Origin of the sequence: Bradyrhizobium sp. 179 (genome assembly GCF_023073535.1) — a bacterium.
Classification (GTDB): Bacteria; Pseudomonadota; Alphaproteobacteria; order Rhizobiales; family Xanthobacteraceae; genus Bradyrhizobium.
On sequence record NZ_JADPJR010000144.1, the window covers coordinates 71759 to 94235 of the forward strand.

Annotated in this window: 20 protein-coding genes and 1 riboswitch; of the genes, 10 read left to right on the forward strand and 10 right to left on the reverse strand. The window is 65.1% G+C overall.

The features are described 5' to 3' along the window. Positions 1 to 3: 3 nt before the first annotated feature. The 9 genes from IVB12_RS33300 to IVB12_RS33340 all read left to right on the forward strand — a co-directional run bounded on the left by IVB12_RS33300 (position 4) and on the right by IVB12_RS33340 (position 9457). Positions 4 to 1371, forward strand: a complete 1368-nt coding sequence (locus IVB12_RS33300; protein WP_247306029.1) for an amidohydrolase family protein — start codon at positions 4 to 6, stop codon at positions 1369 to 1371. A gap of 21 nt (positions 1372 to 1392) precedes the next feature. Next, a complete protein-coding gene (locus tag IVB12_RS33305) occupies positions 1393 to 2295 on the forward strand; it encodes an NAD(P)-dependent oxidoreductase (RefSeq protein WP_247306031.1) in 903 nt (300 codons plus the stop codon). Between the two features lie 15 nt (positions 2296 to 2310). After that, the gene (locus IVB12_RS33310) at positions 2311 to 3195 is read left to right on the forward strand and encodes an intradiol ring-cleavage dioxygenase (RefSeq protein WP_247306033.1); all 885 of its coding nucleotides are present in this window, start codon (positions 2311 to 2313) and stop codon (positions 3193 to 3195) included. Between the two features lie 59 nt (positions 3196 to 3254). Next, positions 3255 to 4649, forward strand: a complete 1395-nt coding sequence (locus IVB12_RS33315) for an FAD-linked oxidase C-terminal domain-containing protein (RefSeq protein WP_247306035.1) — start codon at positions 3255 to 3257, stop codon at positions 4647 to 4649. Continuing rightward, positions 4646 to 6169: a sugar ABC transporter ATP-binding protein gene (locus IVB12_RS33320; RefSeq protein ID WP_247306037.1), complete on the forward strand. Its 1524-nt coding sequence runs from the start codon at positions 4646 to 4648 to the stop codon at positions 6167 to 6169. The genes IVB12_RS33315 and IVB12_RS33320 overlap by 4 nt, the downstream gene beginning before the upstream one ends. Further along, the gene (locus IVB12_RS33325; protein WP_247306039.1) at positions 6162 to 7112 is read left to right on the forward strand and encodes an ABC transporter permease; all 951 of its coding nucleotides are present in this window, start codon (positions 6162 to 6164) and stop codon (positions 7110 to 7112) included. Before IVB12_RS33320 ends, IVB12_RS33325 begins: the two co-directional genes overlap by 8 nt. Then, positions 7109 to 8086 (forward strand): ABC transporter permease, encoded by a 978-nt coding sequence (locus IVB12_RS33330; protein ID WP_247306041.1) that lies wholly within the window; start codon positions 7109 to 7111, stop codon positions 8084 to 8086. The genes IVB12_RS33325 and IVB12_RS33330 overlap by 4 nt, the downstream gene beginning before the upstream one ends. A 42-nt stretch (positions 8087 to 8128) precedes the next feature. Further along, entirely contained in the window at positions 8129 to 9103 is a 975-nt protein-coding gene (locus IVB12_RS33335; protein WP_247306043.1) for a sugar ABC transporter substrate-binding protein, read from the forward strand. Between the two features lie 66 nt (positions 9104 to 9169). Beyond that, positions 9170 to 9457 (forward strand): YciI family protein, encoded by a 288-nt coding sequence (locus IVB12_RS33340; RefSeq protein ID WP_247306045.1) that lies wholly within the window; start codon positions 9170 to 9172, stop codon positions 9455 to 9457. Between the two features lie 4 nt (positions 9458 to 9461). Here IVB12_RS33340 and IVB12_RS33345 read toward each other — a convergent pair whose 3' ends face one another. The 7 genes from IVB12_RS33345 to IVB12_RS33375 form a co-directional block, all read right to left on the reverse strand. Then, positions 9462 to 10439: an oligopeptide/dipeptide ABC transporter ATP-binding protein gene (locus IVB12_RS33345; RefSeq protein ID WP_247306050.1), complete on the reverse strand. Its 978-nt coding sequence runs from the start codon at positions 10437 to 10439 to the stop codon at positions 9462 to 9464. After that, entirely contained in the window at positions 10436 to 11425 is a 990-nt protein-coding gene (locus IVB12_RS33350) for an ABC transporter ATP-binding protein (RefSeq protein ID WP_247306053.1), read from the reverse strand. The genes IVB12_RS33345 and IVB12_RS33350 overlap by 4 nt, the downstream gene beginning before the upstream one ends. A gap of 16 nt (positions 11426 to 11441) precedes the next feature. After that, positions 11442 to 12365, reverse strand: coding sequence for an ABC transporter permease (locus tag IVB12_RS33355; RefSeq protein ID WP_247306056.1), 924 nt, complete (start codon positions 12363 to 12365; stop codon positions 11442 to 11444). Beyond that, positions 12362 to 13303 (reverse strand): ABC transporter permease, encoded by a 942-nt coding sequence (locus IVB12_RS33360; RefSeq protein ID WP_247306058.1) that lies wholly within the window; start codon positions 13301 to 13303, stop codon positions 12362 to 12364. The genes IVB12_RS33355 and IVB12_RS33360 overlap by 4 nt, the downstream gene beginning before the upstream one ends. 17 nt (positions 13304 to 13320) lie before the next feature. Next, positions 13321 to 14925: an ABC transporter substrate-binding protein gene (locus tag IVB12_RS33365; RefSeq protein ID WP_247306061.1), complete on the reverse strand. Its 1605-nt coding sequence runs from the start codon at positions 14923 to 14925 to the stop codon at positions 13321 to 13323. 229 nt (positions 14926 to 15154) lie between these two features. Next, positions 15155 to 16588: a PepSY domain-containing protein gene (locus tag IVB12_RS33370; protein ID WP_247306064.1), complete on the reverse strand. Its 1434-nt coding sequence runs from the start codon at positions 16586 to 16588 to the stop codon at positions 15155 to 15157. A gap of 12 nt (positions 16589 to 16600) precedes the next feature. Further along, the gene (locus IVB12_RS33375; RefSeq protein ID WP_247306067.1) at positions 16601 to 18958 is read right to left on the reverse strand and encodes a TonB-dependent receptor; all 2358 of its coding nucleotides are present in this window, start codon (positions 18956 to 18958) and stop codon (positions 16601 to 16603) included. Positions 18959 to 19073: 115 nt separating this feature from the next. Next, positions 19074 to 19276, reverse strand: a riboswitch (cobalamin riboswitch). Positions 19277 to 19348: 72 nt separating this feature from the next. Between IVB12_RS33375 and IVB12_RS33380 the strand changes: the two genes are divergently transcribed. Next, positions 19349 to 19921, forward strand: coding sequence for a histidine phosphatase family protein (locus tag IVB12_RS33380; protein WP_247306069.1), 573 nt, complete (start codon positions 19349 to 19351; stop codon positions 19919 to 19921). A gap of 6 nt (positions 19922 to 19927) precedes the next feature. Here IVB12_RS33380 and cobT read toward each other — a convergent pair whose 3' ends face one another. From cobT to IVB12_RS33395, 3 genes are read right to left on the reverse strand one after another with little or no spacing between them, the layout of a single operon-like run. Beyond that, the gene (gene cobT / locus IVB12_RS33385) at positions 19928 to 20980 is read right to left on the reverse strand and encodes a nicotinate-nucleotide--dimethylbenzimidazole phosphoribosyltransferase (RefSeq protein WP_247306072.1); all 1053 of its coding nucleotides are present in this window, start codon (positions 20978 to 20980) and stop codon (positions 19928 to 19930) included. Between the two features lie 10 nt (positions 20981 to 20990). Beyond that, a complete protein-coding gene (cobF, locus tag IVB12_RS33390; RefSeq protein WP_247306075.1) occupies positions 20991 to 21740 on the reverse strand; it encodes a precorrin-6A synthase (deacetylating) in 750 nt (249 codons plus the stop codon). 45 nt (positions 21741 to 21785) lie between these two features. Further along, positions 21786 to 22463 (reverse strand): energy-coupling factor ABC transporter permease, encoded by a 678-nt coding sequence (locus tag IVB12_RS33395; RefSeq protein ID WP_247306076.1) that lies wholly within the window; start codon positions 22461 to 22463, stop codon positions 21786 to 21788. Positions 22464 to 22477 lie beyond the last annotated feature (14 nt).

Genomic DNA, 22477 nt, shown 5'->3' on the forward strand with positions numbered 1-22477 from the left:
GCGATGCGGCGCACGCTGATCCAATCCGCCACCGTCATCAGCATGGATGACGCGATCGGCGATCTCAAGACCGGCGACGTGCTGGTCGAGGGCAGCCGCATCGCCAGCGTGCGTCCGTCGATCGATATCGGCAGCGGCGAGGCAGAGATCATTGACGGCACCGGGCGCATCGTCATTCCGGGCCTGATCAACGCGCATATGCACACTTGGCAGACGGCGCTCCGCGGTTATGCAGCGAACTGGACGCTGCTCGAATATTTCCGCCGCATGCATGCCGGGCTCGCGACCGTATTCCGGCCGGACGACATCTACATCGCCACCTTGGTTGGCGCGCTGAACCAGATCAATTGCGGCACGACGACACTCGTCGACTGGTGCCACAACAATCCGACCCCTGACCATACCGACGCCGCGGTCGGCGGCTTGATTGAGAGTGGCATCCGCGCGGCCTTCTTCCATGGCTCGCCAAAACCTGAGCCGAAGCCCGGCGAGCCGCATTTCTCTGAGATCCCGCATCCGCGCCGCGAAGTCGAGCGGCTGCTGGCAGGTCCCCTCGCCGGCCGCGACGGGCTCGTCACGCTCGGGCTCGCCATTCTCGGCCCGCATTACTCAACGCTCGACGTTGCCATGCACGATTTCCGCCTGGCGCGGGAGTTCAAGCTGATCGCCTCCATGCATCAGGGCGGCGGTCCCGCCAAAACGCCCGGCGGCTGGGAGAAGCTGATCGAGGCCGGCCTCGTCGGCGCCGGCATCAACATCGTCCATGGCAACGATTTGCCCGACGATCTCCTGGACCGGATGGTCGATCTTGGCGTCTCGTTCTCGGTGACGCCGGAGAACGAGATGATCCAGGGTCACGGCTTTCCGGTTACCGGACGGTTGCTGAAGCGCGGCGTGCGGCCGACGATCGGCATTGATCTCGAATCCGTGCTGGCCGGCGATCTCTTCTCCGCCGCCCGCGTCGCGCTCTCAATGCAGCGCGCGCTCGACAATGCGGAGACGCGCAAGGCCAGTGGCACCATCCCGGCGACGACCACGATCCCCGTGCGCGAGGCGCTGCGCTGGATCACCACGGAGGGCGCCCGCATGCTCGGCCGCGAGAACCAGATCGGTTCGCTGACGCCCGGAAAGCTCGCCGACTTCGTCATCATCAACGCCTCCGATCTCAACCTCTTCCCGGTGCACGACGCCGTCGCAACCGTCGTGATGCAGACGAGCCTCGTCAACATCGAGGCGGTCATGATCGGCGGCGCCTGGAAGAAGCGAAATGGCCGGCTGCTGATCGAAGGGCTCGAGAGCAAAAAAGAACTGCTGGCGCAATCGGGCCGGCGGCTGGTGCAGGACATCGAACGACAGGGACGCGCCGCCTGAAGGCGTCAATGGACAAGAGCAATGACTGACACGTCAAGGAATGTCGCTTTCATCGGGATCGGCAAGATGGGCCTGCCGATGTCGGTGCTCGTCGCCAAGGCCGGTTACGCGGTCACCGCGTTCGATCAGAACGCGGCTCGGATCACCGAGGCACGCGCGCAAGGCATTGCAATTGCCGCTACGTCGGCCGAGGCCGTGAGCGGCAAGACGGCAGTGGTCACGTCCTTGCCCGACGACGCCGCCTTGCGCGGCGCGCTGCTCGGTCCTGCCGGCCTCATCGCCGCGATGACGCCCGGAGCTGTTCTCATCGAGACCAGCACTGTGAGTGTGGAGGCCTCTACCGAGATTGCAGCCGCCGCGCAGGCGCACGGCATTGCCTATCTTCGCTCGCCGGTCTCCGGCAATGCCAGCATCGTCCACACCGGCGCGCTGACCTGCTTCGTCTCGGGTCCAAAGGACGCCTTCGAAAGCGCAAAGCCGCTGTTCGCCGCCTTCACCCGTGCCCAGACCTATCTCGGACCCGCCGAGGAAGCGCGCTACGCAAAACTCTCGGTCAATCTGATGATCGCGGTTTCGGCCGCGATGATGGCGGAAAGCCTGGCGCTGGCGCGCAAGGGCGGCATTGCCTGGCAGGACATCTTGAAGGTGCTCGACGACAGTGCCGTGGCTTCGCCGATGGTGAAGTACAAGACCGCGCCGCTGCGCAACCGCGATTTCGAGTCCACTTTCTCCTGCAAGCAGATGGCCAAGGACCTCGACCTCATCCTCGGCGCCGGCCGCGCCGTCGGCGTGCCGCTACAGCTCGCGGCGCAAGTGCGCGAGACCTATGGCTCGCTGGTCGCGCAGGGCGACGGCGAGACCGACTTCATTGCGACCGTCAAGCATCTCGAACGGCTGGCCGGCCTCGGCGAGCCGAAGCTGTGATCAATGGAGGCACACATGCGTAACTTCAATGAGAACACGATCACAGACGCGGTGCTGGAGCGGATCGCGGCCGCGACCGATCCGCGCATCAAGCAAATCAGCGAAGCGCTGGTCCGTCACCTTCATGCCTTCGTCCGCGAGGTGCGGCCGACCCAGAAGGAATGGGAATACGGCATCGACTTCCTGACCCGCACCGGGCAGATGTGCGACGACAAGCGCCAGGAATTCATTCTGCTATCGGACACGCTCGGCGTCTCCATGCTGGTCGATGCCATCAATCACCCGGTGCCCGAAGGCGCGACCGAGACCACGGTGCTCGGCCCGTTTTTCGTCCAGGCTGCGCCGGAGAAGGATAGTGGCGCCGATATCTCGGGTCCGATGCAAGGCGATCCGATGCTGGTCACCGGCTTGGTCTCGAGCGTCGACGGAAAGCCGCTTGCGGGCGCCGTGGTCGACGTCTGGCATTCCGACGACGACGGCTATTACGACGTGCAGCAGCTCGACGCCATCGGCGATCTCGCGATGCGCGCGCGCTTTCACACCGATGCCAATGACCGCTTCCATTTCTGGTCGATCAAGCCGGCAGCCTATCCGATCCCGCATGACGGCCCGGTCGGCGAGATGCTGGAAGCCCAGGGCCGCCATCCCTGGCGCCCCGCCCATGTGCATTTCATGATCTCAGCGCCGGGTTTCGAGCAGCTGGTGACGCACGTGTTCGTCGCGGGCGACCAGTATCTCGACAGCGATGTGGTGTTCGGCGTCAAGGACAGCCTGATCCGCGAATTCGTCCGGCATCCCGCCGGCCGTGCGCCGGATGGTCGCATGGTGCAGCGCGAGTATTTTCACCTGAATTACGATTTCGGCCTGAAGCAGGTCGCGAGCAACGCAAAGGCCGCTTAAGCTGAAGCGGCGGCGGACCAACAAGAGTCCGGCAACAGGGGGCAGACGGAGAGCTGAGGATGGGACCGCCGGTCAGCACGAGCATATTGGCCGATCGCCTTACCGGCATGATCGGCCCGCGCGCGAGCGTTGCGCGCGGCGTGCTCGACCAGCACGGGCAGAGCGAGTCGCATTACCGCAACTTGCCGCCCGACATCGTCGTCTTCCCTGAAACCACGCAGGAGGTCGCCGAGATCGTGAAACTCTGCGCGAGCGCGGGCATGCCGATCGTCCCGTTCGGCGCCGGCACTTCGCTCGAAGGCAATGCGGCCGCGGTCGCCGGCGGCGTCTGCTTCGACTTCGCGCGCATGAACAGGGTGCTTGCCGTCCACGACAGCGACATGGATGTCGTGGTGCAGCCCGGCATCACGCGAAAGCAGCTCAATGCGGAGCTACGGACGACCGGCCTGTTCTTCCCGATCGACCCCGGCGCGGACGCCTCGATCGGCGGCATGACGTCGACGCGCGCCTCAGGCACCATGGCGGTGCGCTACGGCACCATGAAAGACAACGTCATGGCGCTGGAGGTGGTGCTCGCGGACGGGCGCGTGATTCGGACGGCCAGGCGCGCGCGCAAATCGGCGGCCGGTTATGATTTGACACGCATGTTCGTCGGCGCAGAGGGCACGCTTGGTGTCATCACGGAGATCACGCTCAAGGTCCATCCCGTGCCGCAGGCGATCTCGGCCGCAGTGTGCAGCTTCGATAGCCTGCACAATGCCGTCGATACCGCGATCTCCGTGATCCAGTCGGCGATCCCCGTTGCGCGCATCGAGTTGCTCGACGACGTCATGATGCACGGCATCAATGCCTATGCAAAGCTCGGCTATCGTGAGGCCCCGACCTTGTTCTTCGAATTCCATGGCTCCGCGGCTTCCGTCGCCGAGCAGGCCGAGGCAGCGCAGGCGATCGCCGCCGACCATGGCGGCCATGGCTTTGCCTGGGCCAAGGCGCCGGAAGACCGCAGCCGGCTCTGGCATGCTCGCGACAACACGCTCTATGCCGGCCTCGGCTTGCGGCCCGGTGCGCGCGCGGTGATCACCGACGTCTGCGTGCCGATCTCGCGGCTGGCGGAATGCTTGACCGAGACGCGGCGGGATGCGGACGCGCACGGATTCACGGCACCGATTGTCGGCCATGTCGGAGACGGCAATTTCCACATGCTGATCCTGATCGACCCGGCAAAGCCCGACGAAGCCGAAGGCGCCAGGGCGCTTCAGGCGCGCATGGTCGCCCGCGCCATCGCCATGGACGGCACCTGCACTGGCGAGCACGGCATCGGGCTCGGCAAGATCGGCTATCTCACCGACGAGCTCGGCGAGGCCGTCGACGTGATGCGGTCGATCAAGACGGCGCTGGACCCTGATGGACTGATGAACCCCGGCAAGATCTTTGCGAGCGGAGCCATGGTATGAGCGACGCGCTTCCGATCGAGGTCACCTCACCCACGCCGCTGCTCGAGCTGCGCGGCATCAGCAAGGAATTTCCCGGCGTCAAGGCGCTCGACGACGTTTCCTTTGCCATCTACCCCGGCGAAGTCCATATGCTGCTGGGCGAGAACGGCGCCGGCAAGTCGAGCCTGATGAAGGTGCTGTGCGGCGCCTACCGCGCAGACGCCGGCGAGTTTTACCACAAGGGCGAGAAGGTTGCGGTCAACTCGACTGCCGATGCGCAAAAGCTCGGCATTGCCGTGATCTTCCAGGAATTCTCCCTGGTCCCCTATCTCGACATCGCCCAGAACATCTTCCTCGGCCGCGAGCCGAAGGGCCGCATTCCCGGTACCATCGACCGCCGCCAGATCCTGGTCGACGCCAGGCGCGTGCTCGGCACCATCGGTTTCGACATCGATCCCTCCACCACCGTCGACAAGCTCGGCGTAGCGCAGCAGCAGATGGTCGAGATCGCGAAAGCAATCAGCCAGAACGCCCGCATCCTCGTCATGGACGAGCCGACCGCGGCACTGTCGGACCGCGAGACCGAGCTGCTGTTCGCGCTGATTGCGCGGCTGAAGGCCGACGGGGTCTCGATCGTCTACATCTCCCACCGCATGGCCGAGGTGTTCGCGCTCGGCGATCGCATCACCGTGCTGCGCGACGGCCGCCGCATCGACGGTGTCCGTCCCGCCGACGTCACGCCGGACCAACTCGTCCGCATGATGGTCGGCCGCAATGTCGACGTGACCTATCCGCGCCATTTTGCTGACAAGCCCGGTGAGGTGCTGCTGGAAGTCAAGGGCCTGACCGCGCCGACCGGCATCTCCGATATCAACATCAAGGTGCGCCGGGGCGAGATCGTCGGCCTTTGCGGCCTGGTCGGCTCGGGCCGCAGCGAGGTTGCGCGCGCCATCTTTGGCGCCGATCCCGTAACGTCGGGCGAGATCGTCTTCGACGGCAAGACCATTTCCGGCGAGCCCGACCTCGCGACCCGTCGCGGCATCGCGCTGATCCCGGAGAGCCGCAAGAGCGAGGGCTTGGCCTTGCTGCGATCAGTTAGCGATAATCTGGTCGTGTCTGCGCTGCGAAAATTGTTTCCGAGCGGCCTGTTCGACCAGCGGCGTGCGCAGCGCACCTCCGACGGACTGATCCGGCAATTGAGGATCGCGACACCGAGCGCGCGGCAGACCGTCGGCCTGCTCTCGGGCGGCAACCAGCAGAAGGTCGTGATCGGCAAATGGCTAGCGGCCGGCTCGAAGCTATTCATCTTCGACGAGCCGACGCGCGGCATCGATATCGGCGCCAAGTCGGAGATCTTTGCCCTGATCGACCGCCTCGTGGCGGAGGGCGCGGCCGCCCTGATGATCTCGTCCGAACAGGTCGAGATCTGCCATGTCTGCGACCGCGCCTATGTGATGCGCGAGGGGCGCATCGCCGGGCATCTGACACGCAACGAACTGACCGAGGAGAACATCGTGCGACTGGGGATGCATCATGCGTGAAGCCGCGATCGTCTCAGAGCCGAATCCGCTGCAACGCATTCCCGGCGTCGCCATGGTGCTGGTGCTGCTGATCGCGCTGTTCAGCGTGATCGCGCCCGGCTTCCTGTCGGTCGCCAACCTCTCCAACGTGCTGGTGCAATCGACCATTCTCACCATGCTCGCGCTGCCGATGACGCTGATCATCATGACCGAGGGGCTGGACCTGTCGATGGGCGCGGTGCTGACGCTGACCTCGCTCTGCGTCGCGATTGTATCGCTCGCCACGAAATCGATGTTGCTGGGCTTAGGTGCCGGCCTGCTGGTCGGCACCGCCTTCGGTGTCGCCAATGGCTGGCTGGTCGCCATCCTCGGCATTCCGCCCTTCGTCGCGACGCTCGGCACGCTCGGCATGGCGCAGGGCCTGTCGCTGATCGTCAGTGACGGCCAGAGCGTGGTCGGCATTCCCCACAGTGTGCGCGACATTTACTCGGCGACGCTTTTGGGCATCCCCGTGCCGATCGTGATGGCGCTCGTGACCTACGCGGGGTTTCACGGCCTGCTCTATCATACCCGCTTCGGCACCTACATCTTCGCCCTCGGTGGCAACCGCGAGGCGCTGCGCTATGCGGGTCTGTCGCCGAACCGGCTCTTGATCGCGGTCTACGCGATCGGCGGCGCCATGGCTGGCATCGCCGGCCTCTTGATGACCGCGCGGATGAATTCCGGCCACCCCACCGCCGGCCTCGGGCTTGAATTCGATGCCATCGCGGCCGTTGCCGTCGGGGGCACCTCGTTTGAGCGCGGCAATGGCTGGCTGCTCGGCACCTTGCTCGGCGTTCTTTCCGTCGGCGTGTTGCGAAACGGGCTGAACCTGATCTCGTTGCCGTCCTCGGTGCAGGTGGCAAGCGTCGGCGTGCTCGTCATCGTCGCACTGTTCCTCGATGGCCTCAGGAGCCGCGCATGACCGACATCACCAAGGACGCCATCGCGCCGCCCCGCTCGTTCCTGTCGCAGGATGCGATCCAGCTGTTCTATCGCCTGCTTGCGGCGCTGCTGATCTGCGCCGTGCTCGCCGTGCTGAGCGATTCCTTCCTGAGCCTCGGCAATATCCTCAACGTGCTGAGGCAGGCGAGCCTGACCTTCTTCATCGCCTCCGGCCTGACTCTGGTGGTGCTGACCGCGGGCCTTGATCTCTCCGTCGGCGCCAATGTCGCGCTGTCCGCCTGCATCGCCGGGACCGTGATCCACAAGACCGGCTCGCCGGCGCTTGGCATCCTCACCGGGCTTGCCTGCGGCGGCATCGTTGGCCTCCTCAACGGCGTCATGGTCACGGCGCTGCGCATCCCCTCCTTCATCGCCACCTATGGCATGCTCTGGGTGCTGAACGGCCTCACCTATTGGTACATGGCGGGCGAGACCCTTCACGGCTTCCCCGCAGGCTTCCGCCAGATCGGCAGCGGCTACCTGTTCCGCCTGCCGATCCCGGTCTATCTGCTGCTGGTGTTCCTCGGGATCGGAACGCTGTTCGCGCAGCGCACGATCTGGGGCCAGGAGATCTATGCGATCGGCGCCAATCCGGTCGCCGCCCGCCTCTCCGGCATCCCGGTCGCGCGCCGCCTACTGCTGGTCTACACCGTCTCCGGCACCATGGCGGGACTTGCCTCGATCATCTTCCTGTCGCGGCTGAACTCGGCCGAGGCCGATATCGGCGAGAGCCTGACCTTGCCCGCGATCGCGGCCGTGCTGATCGGCGGCACCTCGCTGTTCGGCGGCGTTGGCACGGTGTTCGGCACGTTCATCGGCGCACTGATCCTGACGCTGGTGCTGAACGGCATGAACCTGCTCTCGGTCAGCGCCAACTGGCAGCCGCTCGTGACCGGCATCATCGTCATTCTCGCGGTCTGGCTCGACATGAAGACCCGCCGCCACACGCAATGAGCTTTTGAGGTTCCAACAAGCAAAATGAGGGATGGAGGCAACATGAAGCAGAAACTGGGCTATCTGGCGCTACCGCTGCTAATGGCGGCCGCGTTCACCACGCAAGCACGCGCCGACGGCGAGACCATCGCCGTCTTCACCAAGAACCAGACCAACCCGTTCTTCCAGACGGTTCGGGTCGGCGCCGACAATATGGCGAAGACGCTGAACGCGAAGACGCTTCACTACATCCCGACCAAGCCGGACTCGATCCCCGAGCAGCTCAGCCAGATCGAGGACGTCGTGGTGAAGAAGCCGAGCGCGATCGTCTTCACGCCGGTCGATTACAAGGCGATGGTGCCCGGTGTCGAGAAGATCAATGAGGCAAAGATCCCCGTCGTCAACATCACCGATCGTTCCGCGGGCGGCAAGTTCCTCTCCTTCGTCGGCGCCGACGATTACAGCCTCGGGCTCGAGACTGCGCGCTTCCTGCTCAAGACGCTCGGCGGCAAGGGCAATATCGTCATCATCGAAGGCGTCAAGGGCTCGCTGACCAATGTCGACCGGGTCCGCGGCTTCAACGACGCGCTGAAGGAAAGCCCGGGGGCCAAGCTGCTCGCCTCGCAGCCGGGCAATTACCAGCGGCTCCAGGCGCTCCAGGTGATGGAGAATCTGATGCAGTCGAATTCACAGATCGACGGCGTGCTCGCCGCCAACGATGCCATGGCGGTCGGCGCGATCGAGGCGCTCGACGGCGCCAACCGCAAGGCGCAGGTGATCGGCATCAACGGCACCAAGGAGGCGATCGACGCGATCAAGTCCGGCAAGCTGCTGGCAAGTGGGGATTACAACGGATTTGCCCAAGGCTGCCTCGGCACCATGATGGCCATCCGCGCCTTGCGCAACGAGCCCGTCATCGCCGAGATCGTGCTGAAGCCGACCGTGATCACCAAGGACAATTACCAGCCGTTCGACGTGCCGCTTGAGCAGCGCAAATGTCCGACCTTCGAGGAGGCCGGCAAGCTCAGCGCGAAGTAGACCAACCGCTCACGACAGGCCCGGACGGCCGCCTCCTCGCGGCCGTCCCAAGAAACGGATCTCTCCATGCTGTTCGCCATTCACGCCCTCGACCGCGCCGGCGCGCTGCCGACCAGGCTCGCCAATTACGACGCCCACAAGGCTTTCCTCAGCGACACCTCGCGCTTCGGCGTCAAGATCGTGATGTCGGGACCGCTCGTCGCCGACGACGGCGCGACCATGATCGGCAGCCTGTTCCTGATCGAGGCGGCAGGTCGCGCCGACGTCGAGGCCTTCAACCGCGCCGATCCCTTTGCCGCCGCCGGCATCTGGGAGAAGGTGACGATTACGGGCTTCCTGCGCCGCCAGGGTTGAGGCGCTACGGCGCGTCTTCGAGGTGACAGGCCACCCACTGCTCGGCGTCCGTCGCGCGAAGCGTCGGCTCCTCGGTCCGGCAGCGGTCGAAGACGAAGGGACAGCGGGTGTGGAAGCGGCATCCGCGCGGCGGATTGATCGGGCTCGGCACGTCGCCCGTAAGGATGATCGGATTGCGCTGGGCGCCTGGCTCCGGCAGCGGCACTGCCGAAAGCAGCGCCTTGGTATAGGGGTGCTTTGGCGCGGCAAATATCTCGCGGCGCGGCGCCACCTCGACGATCTTGCCGAGATACATCACTGCAACGCGGTGGGTCATGTGCTCGACGATCGCGAGATCGTGGCTGATGAACAAGAGCGCAAGGCCGAACTCGTGCTGCAGATCCTGAAGCAGATTGACGATCTGCGCCTTGACCGAGACGTCGAGCGCCGAGACCGCCTCGTCGCAGACGATCAACTCGGGCTCGGCCGCGAGCGCCCGCGCGATACCGATGCGCTGGCGCTGGCCGCCGGAGAACTCGTGAGGCCTGCGATTCAGCGCCTCGCGCGGCAGGCGGACCGTGTCCATCAGCGTGGTGACGCGCAGCTCGAGGTCTTGCGCGGATTTGGCGAGGCCGAAATTGCGGATCGGTTCGGCCAGGATGTCGCGCACGCGCATGCGCGGATTGAGACTCGAGAACGGATCCTGGAACACCACCTGCACGCGGCGGCGCATCTCACGCATCGTGCTCGACGCGGCATCGTCAATCCTCTGGCCGTCGAGGATCACCTGCCCCGCGGTGATGTCGAACAGCCGCAGGATGGCGCGACCGACCGTCGACTTGCCGCAGCCGGATTCGCCGACCAGCGACAGCGTCTCGCCGCGCGCGATCTCGAACGACACGCCGTCCACCGCATAGACCCGTTCGGACTTGCGGCCGAACAAGCCGGTCTTGACCGGAAAATGCTTCTTGAGGTCGTTGACCTGGAGCAGCGGAGCACTCATGCCGCGACGGCTCCCTTGGCCGCATAGTGGCAGGCGGCGATATGACGGGGCCCCTTCTCTTCGAGCCCCGGCGCATATTGCCGGCAGAGGTCGGTCGCAAGCGCACAGCGTCCGGCAAAGACGCAGCCGGTGATCCGCTTGCGCAGGTCAGGCACCTGCCCGGGAATCTCGGCCAGTCGTCTCGCAGTGCCGGTCAGCGAGGAGCCGAGCCGCGGCACCGCGCCGAGCAGGCCTTGCGTATAGGGATGGCGCGGCGAACGGAACAGTTGGGCTACAGGCGCCTCCTCGACCTTGCAGCCGGCGTACATAACCATGACGCGTTCGGCGATTTCGGCGACGACGCCGAGATCGTGCGTGATCAGGATGATGGCTGCGCCGACCCTGCGCTTCAGATCCAACATCAGTTTCAGGATCTGTGCCTGGATGGTCACGTCGAGAGCGGTAGTCGGCTCATCCGCGATGAGAAGCTTCGGATTACAGGCGAGCGCGATGGCGATCATGACGCGCTGGCGCATGCCGCCGGAGAGCTGGTGCGGATATTCGCGCACGCGGCGCTTCGGCTCGGGAATGCCGACCAGCGTCAGCATCTCGATGGCGTGCGTCTCGGCGGCCTGCTTGTCCAGGCCCTGATGAATCATCAAGGTCTCGCGGATCTGGCGGCCGACGGTGAGGACCGGGTTCAGGCTCGTCATCGGCTCCTGGAAGATCATCGAGATGTCGTTGCCGCGGATGGCGCGCATCTCGCGATCGGACAGTTGCAGCAGGTCCCTGCCCGCAAAGCGGATGGCGCCTGCGATCCGGCCCGGCGGCTCCGGGATCAGCCGCATCAGCGACATCGACGTCACTGACTTGCCGCAGCCAGACTCGCCGACGATCGCGAGCGTCTCGCCCTCGTTGACATGGAAGGACACGCCGTCCACCGCGCGGTTGATGCCGCCGGGGGTGCGGAAATGGGTCTGGAGGTTCTCGACTTCGAGCAGTGGCATCGCGATCAGCCCCTCTTCAAAGGCTCTTGGCCATGCGCGGATCGAGCGCATCGCGAAGACCGTCGCCAAGCAGGTTCACGGCGAGCACGGTGACCGACAGGAATGCAGCCGGAAAGAACACGATATAGGGCTTGACCTGCCACAGCGCGCGGCCCTCGGCCATGATGTTGCCCCAGGACGGAATAGTCGGCGGCGTCCCTGCGCCGATGAAGGACAGAATCGCCTCCGTGATCATGGCGCTGGCGCAGATATAGGTCGCCTGCACCAGCATCGGGGCCACCGTGTTGGGCAGGATGTGGCGCAAGATGATCATCGGCGTGCGCGTGCCGCAGGCCACGGCTGCGTCCACATAGGGCTGCTCGCGCAACGACAGCACCACGCTGCGCACGAGGCGCGAAACGCGCGGGATTTCGGCGATGGTGATGGCCAGGATGACGTTGCCGACGCTGCCGCGGGTTAGCGCCATCAGCGCGATCGCAAGCAGGATCGGCGGGATCGACATCAGACCGTCCATGAAGCGCATTAGGATGCCGTCGGCCCAGCGGATAAAGCCGGAAACCATGCCGATGGCAAGGCCGGCCGCGGATGCGAAGATCGCAACTGAAAGCCCGACCGTGAGCGAGACCCGCGCGCCAAACAGCACGCGCGAATAGATGTCGCGGCCGAGCACGTCGGTGCCGAACCAGAAATCGGCCGACGGCGCCCGCGTGCGCTTGGCCGGCGCAAGCGCGGTCGGGTCGACTGTTCCGAGATAGGGCGCAAAGATCGCGATCAGGACCAGCGTCAGCAGCAGCGCGCCGCCGATCGCGACTGTCGGATGGCCGCGCAAGAACCCGATGAAACCGAGCCGGATCCTGACCGGCCGCAGGATCTCGGGTAGTTGTGGCGCGACGACGAAGCCAGCGGGAAGCGATTGCGGATCGACGGTGGTATCGGTCAATAGCGTATCCTCGGGTCAACGAGCGTGTAGATGACGTCGATCATCAGATTGACGAGGACGTAGACGAAGCTGAACAGCAGCACGATGCCCTGGATGACGGGATAGTCGCGGCGCAAGATCGCGTCGATCGTGAGCCGGCCGAGACCGGGGATCGCGAACACGCTCTCCGTGACCACCGCGCCGCCGATCAGGAGTGCGATGCCGATTCCGATCACGGTCACGATCGGAACCGCCGCGTTCTTCAGCGCGTGAATAAACAGGATGCCGCCCTGCCCGAGGCCCTTGGCGCGGGCGGTGCGGATATAATCCTGCTGCAAGACTTCGAGCATGGTGGCGCGGGTGATGCGCGCGATCAGCGCAATGTAGACGCAGCCGAGCGCGATCGCCGGCAGGATCAGGTTCTCGAGCCACGGCCAGAAGCCTTGCGCGAGCGGCGTATACCCCTGCACCGGCAGCCATTCCAACTCGAGCGCGAAGACGTAGGCGAGCATGTAGCCGACCACGAAGACGGGCAGCGAGAAGCCGAACACGGCAAAGCCCATGATCACGCGGTCGATCAGGCTGCCAGCCTTCCACGCCGCCACCACGCCGAGCGGCACCGCGACCACGATCGTGAGCAGCAGGGTGACCATCATCAGTGACAGCGTCGGTCCGAGGCGCTGGCCGATCAGCGCCGACACCGGCAGATTGGTGAAGATCGAGGTGCCGAGATCGCCGTGCAGGATTCGCCAGACCCAGCTTCCGAACTGGACCAGGAAGGGACGATCGAGGCCGAGGCTCTGGCGGATGCGCTCGACATCCTCCGGGCTCGCCTGGTCGCCCGCGATCACCACGGCGGGATCACCCGGCGCGATGTAGAGCAGGCTGAACACGAACAGCGCGACGATCGCCATCACCGGAAGTGTTGCGACGATGCGACGGAGGATGTACGAGAGCATCTGGCCTCAACGCAGGATCATGCGGACTTCGACACGCCCCAGAAGAACGGCAGCGGCCCCTTGGTGATGCCGGAGACGTTCTTGCGCCACGCCGTGTAACTCAGGAAGAATCCCGTCGGCGCATAGACGACGTCCTCGAGCGCCGCCTTGTTGAGGCGGGCGACCGCAGCCTTCTCCTCATCGATGTTCTTGGCGTCGAACCAGGCCGTGACCTCTTTTTCGGTGCCGGGGCTGCTCGGCCAGCCGAACCAGGCCTTGTCGCCATTGGCGCGAATGGCGGTGTAGGGGGCCGGATTGATGCAATCCGCACCCGCATGCCAGGTGTGGAACATGTTCCAGCCGCCCTGGCCGGGCGGCGTCTTCTGCGCACGGCGCGAGCCGACCGTGCCCCAATCGGTGGCAACGAAGTCGACATTCATGCCGAGCTTCTTCAGGAGGTCCGCCGTGACGTCTCCTTGCGCCTTCGTGATCGGCTGATCCTGCGCGACCAGGCAGGTCACCGGCTGGCCGGAATAGCCGCTCTCGGCGAGCAGCTTCTTGGCCGCATCGAAATCGCGCTTGCCTTTCAGGATCTCGCCGCCGGTTTCGCTGTAGAGCGGCGTATCCGGCGTGAAGAAGCCGGGCAGCGGTTTCCAGAGCGCAGTGTCGTCGCCGACGATCGCGCGCATATAATCTTCCTGGCTCAGCGCCATCAGCACGGCACGGCGCGCCCGCACATCGTTGAAGGGCGCAAAGAGGTGATTCATGCGGAACGACCCGATATTGCCAAGGGGATCGCCGATATCGACGCTGATGTTCTTGTTTTTCTTCAGGACCGGAACGAGGTCGGCGATCGGGCTCTCCCACCAGTCGACCTCGCCGTTCTGCAACGCGGCGGCCGCGGTGGCCGGATCCGGCATCACCACCCACTCCACGCGATCGACCAGGATCTGCTTGCCGCCGGCAAGCCAGGATGCCTTCTCCTGCCGCGGCACGTAGTCGGCGAACTTATCGAACACCGCTTTCGCGCCGGGCACCCATTCGCCCTTGACGAACTTCATCGGACCGGAGCCGACGTAATCCGTGATCTGCTTGAACGGATCGGTCTGCGCGATGCGCTCCGGCATGATGAAGGAGCAAGGCGAATTGTTCTTCGCCAGCGCGTAAAGCATCTTCGGATAGGGCTGCTTCAGCACCCATTTGAAGGTGCGGTCGTCAACGGCGGTGAGTTCCTGCTGGAGCGCCTTGATCATGAGGCCCATCGGATCGCGGGCCGCCCAGCGGGAAAGGCTCGCGACGACGTCCTTGCTCAGCACCGGCTCGCCGTCGTGGAACTTGAGGCCAGGCCTTAAGCGAAACGTCCACGTCGTACCGTCGTCCGTCACTTCCTCGGACTCAACCATTTGCCGCTGCGGCTGGAGCGAGGAATCGATGCCGTAGAGCGTGTCCCAGACCATCGCGCCAGCGTTGCGCACGACATATTGAGTGCCCCAGATCGGATCGAAATTGGCGAGGTTTGCCTGCGGCACGAAGCGCAGGGTGCGCGCCGCCGAACCTTGCGACAGAGCGGGGGCCGAAAGGCCACCCGTCAACGCCAGACCGCCCGCACCAGCCAGTCCCTTCAATACGGTCCTGCGATCCATGAAGTCCTCCCAGTATTGCCGTGATGCCGGCCGTCATTGGCCAAGGGCAGGTGAAACCAGAGCCCATTGGCGTGCAAATGGTATGCCACTAACCGCGCCTTCGCCAGCGGGATCTGGATCGGACTTCGCGCGTCCTGGCAGGCGCCGCCGCGACACGGCGCATCGTGCGCAGCCCACGCACCGCTGATCTGCAGATCCCTGCCGTATCGAGGCGCCCTTGCGCCTTAATTCAGGCTGCCAGCGAGGACCGCAAGCGCCGCCAGCCGATGACGATGCCGGTGAGGGAGAACACCAGCCCGAGGGCACAGAGCCCGACGGTCACGACGTCGCGCAACCGCGGATGCGAGAGCAGGACCGGGAAGTCGAGCGTGTGCAGTGCGCCGTAAAGCCAGCGGTAGGCGCGCCGCGACGGATCCAATCTTTGCAGCACGCCGCCGTCGGCGCCATCGACGTCGAACCAGTCCTCGCCGCAGAACGAGCGGTAGACCGGTGCACCCGGCATCATGGATCGGGCGGGATAGTCGTCGTTGTCAGGAAGGACGGATGGTGGAGCGCAGCCGTCTGCAAAGCGCCCGGTCAGCCCCTGAATCTCGTGCACGTCAAGGAATCCCGCCGGTCCATCGCGCGGCCCATCCCCTCTCCTGATCAACGTCTGACGGCCGAGCGCCACCCGATCGCGCCGATAGACATTGCCGTTGAAGGCGAACCATTCGGCCTCGCGAGCCAAAGAAGATATCGGCCAGCCATCGAGCGATGAAGCGTCCCGCCAATCCGGCGCTGCGTTCACTAGGCCGGCCTCTGTCGGGGTCAACTGCCCGCGCGAGAACAGTCGGCCGTGGTCCATCGAGAGCCAGCCACTGCAGATCCAGGTCAGCACGAAGACCGTCGCTGCCAAGCCGATCAAGTGATGCAAGGCGTGCCAGCCACGGTAAGGCGACGAGATTTGCCTCTTGCCAATCCTGATCCGCACAATCCCGAGCACCGCGCCCAGTACAGCCGCGATCAGAGCCAGCAACGATAGCGACCACACCAGCCGATCCCACAGCGCCCAGTTGCTTCTCAGAACGGTCGGATAGATCCAGTGCAGCACACTGCCGACAAGATTCCAGCCGCGCTCGCGCCGTGTCGTATCCAGGACGATCTCACCGGTGAGCGACGAGACGTAGACTTCTGTCCCGGCGGCGTCACCGAGGGCCACGCGAAACAAGGGTCGATGGCGATCAAATCCGTTCGGTACGCTCCACTGATCGACATCCGCACGGCCGACAATCCTCGCATGCGAGGCATCGATCTCGCGCTGGCGCGCATGAGCCTGCGCAATAGCCAGCGCGACATCGGCGGATTTCACCGACGCGTCGTTCCCGTCGGCCGCGCGGATTGCGCGCTGACGCGATGGACCCGAGACGATGTAAACCGCGCCGTCGCTTCGCTGGATCAGCCGAACGCGCGTGGCATCCGCGATTCCGCTCGCGGCAACGGCGCCGGCAACCGGTATTCTCGTCTCTTCGCGATCCAGCGGCACGAGTCCGGCAAAGCGTTCCGCCTCCGTCAATGACGGGAACGGAACGAAGTGCATCACGATCCCGGTCGCGAACCACATCGCGAACAGCAGGCAGAAGGCGATCCCGAGCCAGCGGTGCAGCAGGACGATCGCACTCATCATCCGTCTAACACCTCACCATTTGAACGCCGCGGAGATTTCGTAGGTCCGCGGCGCGCCGAGCAGGATTTGGTCGGGGTAGAACGGATCGCCCCAGATCGCATACCGCTTGTCGGTTATATTGCGGACGCGGAAGATCAAGCGAGCCTGGTCGACCGCATTGAACACCGTCTTGGGGATGTCGACGAAGGCATAGACGTCGGCCACAGTGTAGGCCTTCATCGTCACCACGTTGGCATCGGTGTTGTAGCGGTCGCCAACGTGACGGCCGGTGATGCCGAGCTCCACCTGCCAGGGCGTGAAGAACCGATACGACGCGCCGGCGTTGGCCACGATGCGCGGCACGTTCGGCGGCATATTGCCGGTGAACGAGCCGCCCACGAAATTGTAGTCGGCGTAGCGAGCATCGACATAGGCGATGTTTCCCCAGAGACGCAGGGGCTCGATCGGGCGCACGGACGCCGCGAGCTCCACGCCCTTCGACTCCTGTCGTCCGGCGATATTCAACTGCATGCCGCCGGCCGCGGCGTAGACGTTCTTGCGCACGATGTCGTAGGCGGAAAACGACCATTCCGCCCTGTTGTCCCAGAACAGATGCTTGACGCCGGTCTCATAAGTGCGCGCGGTCGTCAGTTCGAGCGGCTGGGTCGGCCCGAGCAGAAAGATGTTGGTGGCGGAGACATCGGCGCCGGTGGCGTACTGGCTGAAGAAGGTCAGACCGGGCACGGCCTCCCAGGTGTAGCCGATGCGACCGGTGACCGGCGCCCAGTCTTTCGTGAACGGAAAGCCAGCCTTCTCCAGGCCGTTCTTATCGGTCGAGTTGCGGTCGAGCCCGATATGCTCGACGCGCAGGCCGCCGACCAGTGCGAAGGTACGTGTCAGCTTCAGCCGGTCCTCGAACGACAGCGCCTCGTTGTCGATGCGCGCGGTTTGCTGCTGGATCGTGAGCGGGCCGTAAAAGCCGCGGTCGGGATTGACCAGCGAAACGGAATCGCCTGGGAAGTTTGCCGCACCCGGCCTGACGAAATCGAGATAGCTTGACGACAACGTCGTGACCAGCCGGTTGTCGAAGCCTGCAATGTTCGTGTCCCAGATCAGGTCGGTGATGTTGCCCACCAGCCGCTGGCTGTGCGCGACATAGAAGCGTTCACGATCGACCATGTTCGTCGTGGAATTGAACGCCTCGATCTCGTTGTTGAACCAGGTCCGTTCTGCACCGTAGCCATAGGCCTGGCTCTTCAGCGTCAGGTCCGGCGCGAGCTTCAGCTCGAAGCCACCGCGCAGCCACACCTCCTGCGCGGCGTTGCGATTGTCGAGGACGTTGTAATTGGTGTTGAAGGTGCGGTCGTCAATGGTGACGGCGCCGAGATTGCTTCCGTTGTAGTTGGAGACGTAATTGCCGGAGACGATCCCCGTCGTCGCGTGCGAGCCGCTGAAGGCGATCGGCACCAGCGGCGCGCCCCAGTAGGCTTTGGAGCGATCCTCCCTGTATTCGATTGCGCCCCAGATCTTGAGTCTGTCCGAGATGCGGTAATTGAGCTGGCCGGACGTGCCGAACGTCTTGACGTTGGTGTCGTCGGCAAAGCCGTTGAGGGTGGAACGGCTGATGTCGACGCGATAGTCCAGGCCCTGCACGTTGGTGCTGCCGCCCGAGCCGTAGTGAACGCGGAACGAGTTCAGGGAATCCCAAGAGAAATCAGCCTCGTTCCGGACCAGTCCTGTATGCGGCTGCTTGGTGACGAAGTTGATGGCGCCGCCGGCAGCGCCCTCGCCTGATATCAGCGAGGCCGGACCTTTCAGGAATTCAACAGCCTCCAGATTGGTGGTGTCTACGATCCGCGAGGTCATGTTCTGCGGACCGATCTTGATGCCGTTGTAGAGCGTGTTGATCTGGCTGTTGGTGAAGCCGCGCATGGAGAAGGCTGAAGGTTCAGCCGGATTGTCGCCGGAGGTGACGCCGACCGCGCCCTGCGCCACTTCGGAGACAGTGCGATAGCTCTGCTCGCGCATCGTCTCGGCCGAGATGACTTCGACGGTCGCCGGCGTTTCACGCACGGTGAGGCCGAGCCGCGAGGCGCTTTCAGCCACGGCATTGCTGTTGAGCGGCGTTGGTGCCGCGGCGGCCGGCACGACAGGCTTTGGCGCTGTGGATGCAGTCGCTGGCCTGCGCGCCGTTGCACGGCGGGCGCTCGGCGCCTCCCGGCCCGCCGGCTTGGCCTGCTTGCGGGATTGGGCGGGCGACACCTCGACCGGCGGCAGCGACTCGCGGACCTGCTGCGCCAGGGCGGCAGATACATCGACGGCGGCCAGTGACGTAAGCGCCGCGGAGGCAAGCAGGAAGCGGTACGGTCGTATAAAACGGAGAGAAGACACGGTTTCGAAACCTCGGTATGACGTCAGTGGCACGTCACAGCGAACGAGGTCTCACCTTTGGCCTGTCAGCCCTTCGATGAAGCCGAATGTCTGTACTCCCCGACCGACATCTTCGCGTGTGACCACGGCTGACGGCAGGTCTCCTGGCTCGCGGGTCGTGACCGCTTCGTCGCCTTCCCGGGACCGAGGACCCAGTGGCTTCTGACGAAGGATTCACCGCTTACAGTTGCGGGGGCAGCCGCGGCATTGGGGACGAATTCCCCGCACCGCATTCCCTTTTCATCCCCTCTCGGGGAAACCGTCGCCAGCATCTAGGATTACGATCAAGACAGAGTCAATGTGCAAGCTGCGGCGTTATTGCCACAGCAACCAACTTCCTTGGAGACGAGCATGGAAGGCGAGACCTTCCTTTGGCTGATACGGCATGCGCCGGTCGATGGCGTCACAGGGACGATCCATGCCGCCGATGCGCCGGCCGATCTTCGCGATCGCGCGCAGCTAGAGGCGCTGCGGCAGTCTCTGCCGAGAGGCGCGGCGAGCCATGCGAGCCCAGCGCGGCGCACGATCGAGACCGCGCATGCGCTGGGACTCACGCCCGAGCTGATCCCCGAATTCGGCGAACAGGATTTCGGCGCATGGACCGGGCGTCGGCATGACGAGATCGGCGCGGCCGGGGACGAGGCCTATGCGCAATTCTGGAGCGATCCGGCGCGCGAACGTCCGCCGGGCGGCGAGAGCTTTGCGGATCAGGTCGCGCGCGTCCGGCTTGGGCTCTCGCGGATCAGCGCGGGCTCCGCAACGCTCGTCGTGCATTCCGGCACGATCCGCGCCGCGCTGTGCATCGCGCTGGATCTGACGCCGCAGGCCGCCTTGCGCTTCGTGATCGATCCGCTGTCGCTCACCCGGATCGACCGGCTCGCCACTGGGTGGCGCGTCGTCTCCGTCAATCAGCGGATGGCCTGAGCCCGATCAGGCCGGGCGATCCGGCACATTGGCTTGCGCAAAAGTCGCCATGCCGTTGTGGAGCGCGCAAGCCGACCGCACCAGCGGCAACGCGATCGCAGCGCCGGAGCCCTCACCGAGCCGAAGATCGAGGCTGATCAGCGGCTGCACGTTCAGCGCACGCAGCACCAGCCGATGCCCCTGCTCCGCCGATTGATGCGACGGCAGCAGGAACGGTCGGCACGAGGGGTTGATCTGCACCGCCACCAGCGCCGCGACCGACACGATGAAGCCGTCGATCAATACGGGAAGGCGGCGTTGCGCCGCCGCGATGATAGCGCCGCAGATCGCCGCGATCTCGAGACCGCCGACGGCACACAAGATGTGTTCGGACGAAGCGCCCGCAATGCCATGGCGCGCAATCGCGGCATCGATCACCCGCGCCTTGTGCGCGCGGCCGGCCGCGTCGATACCGGTGCCGCTGCCCGCGATCTCCTCGGCGCTGATGCCGAGCAGGCTCGCCGCAATGGCCGCCGAGACCGTGGTGTTGCCGATGCCCATCTCGCCGAAGATCACCAGATCAGGCCGGCCGACTTCCGCGCGTGCAACCGCGCGCTGCCCGGCTGCGAAGGCGAATGCCAGTTCCGCAGGCTCGAGTGCAGCTTCCACGCTGAAATCGCGCGTGCCGCTCCGCGGCTTGTCGGTGACGACGCCCGCCATCTGTTCCTGCGCCAGCGTTCCGGCGTCGACCACCTCCAGGCTGGAACCAAGCTCACGCGCCAGCACCGAGATCGCGGCGCCACCGGAGGCAAAATTCGCCATCATCGCGATCGTCACTCCTTGCGGATAGGCAGACACGCCCTGCGCGACGATGCCGTGATCGCCGGCGAAGACGATGATCGGCACGCGCGCGGCGCGAGGAGATTCCGTCGCTTGCAGGCCCGCAAGCTCGATCGCCAGTTGCTCAAGCCGGCCGAGCGCGCCGGTCGGCTTTGTCAATTGCGTCTGCCGCGCGATCGCTGCCTCGCGGTGCATCGCGGAGATGTCGGGACACTCTTGGTAGACCCATTCGGGGAGCATGCTGCCTCGCTTAACGCGTGCGCTTGAGAATGTAGCTGTCCATGATCCAGCCATGCCGCTGGCGCGCCTGCTGCCGCGCAGCGACAATACGCGGGCCGATTTCGGCCAGCGCACCGGACATGACGATCTGATCGGGCATGCCAAGATAGACGCCCCACCAGATGTGGAGACCAGCCGGATCGAGCGACTGGAACGCCGTGCCGCCGTCGAGCATCACAGCGACGGTATCGACCCCTTGTGGCCAGCCGCCTTCGCGCAAGCGCCGCCCCGTCGTGACCAGGAATGGCTCGCCGATATCGTTGAGCGGCAGCGCATGCGCGGCGCACAGCGCCTGGATCGAGGTGATGCCGGGCACGACCTCGATCGTCGGCAACGGATGGAGCCGCCGCGCAATGCGCAGCGAGGAATCGTACAGCGAAGGATCGCCCCAGATCAGCAGCGCGACCTTGCCCTCGCCGCCGAGATGATTTGCGATGGTTTGCGACCAGGTTGCCGCCACGGCATCGTGCCAATCGTCCACGCCCTTGTGGTAGTCCGCCTCAGTCGTGTCCCGCACTGGCAAGTCGAACTCGGCGATGCGCGTGCTCGCGCTGGTGAGCACATCCGCGCAGATCGTCCGCCTGAGATCTGCGAGATCAGATTTCGCCGTCCCCTTGCGCGGGATCAGGACGAGATCGGCGGCGTTGATGGCACGGGCCGCGGCGCGCGTGAGCTGCCCGGGATCGCCGCAACCGATGCCTATTAAGGAAAGCGTGAGCATCGCGAGCGCGAAGGGCGGCCGCACCGGCCGCCCTTCGCTTGTCTCTCAAGCGCCGTTATGAAGGCGCGGCGTGACGAGGCCGGGCGCGGTGACACCGCGCAGCGACTTCGCCAGCGCCAGCACCGCGAGATCGGCGAGCGGCTCGATCACGATGACCAGCGCATAGGATGCCGCAAACGCCGCGATGTTGGCGAGGTTGGTCGCGCCGAAGCCGGAGCCATAGAGGGCCCAGAACGCCACCCAGGCGACGATGCCGGACTGATAGGCGGTCGAGAGCGCCAGCGCCTGGCGGTATTGCAGATCGACGTAAGCGGTGTTGCGCGGAATGATCCGCGTGGCCAGCGCCTGAATCGCGAACAGCGGCACCAGGAGTGTCGTGATGTTCATGCCGTATTGCGGCAGGTCGGTCGGCACGAAGAAGACGCCCTGGAGCAGCAGCCCGAACGCAAGGCCGAAGGCGGCGGGCGCAGCACCGAACAGCAGGAACAGCGTCGAGCCGAGGATGAAGTGCACCTCGGAGACGCCAACCGGGAAGTGCGGCAGCACCTGGAAGAAGCTGAAGACGAGGCCGGTGGTGGCGAGCGTGCGCGTCGCGAACGAGCCGATGCCCTGCTCGCGCACGGTCCCCACGGCGAGCTTCAAGGCAACGCCGCCTGCGGCGATGCCGGTTGCGTAACTCAACACGAGCTTGGCGCCCGTCACGATTCCGGGTTCGATATGCATGGCTCAGATCCTTC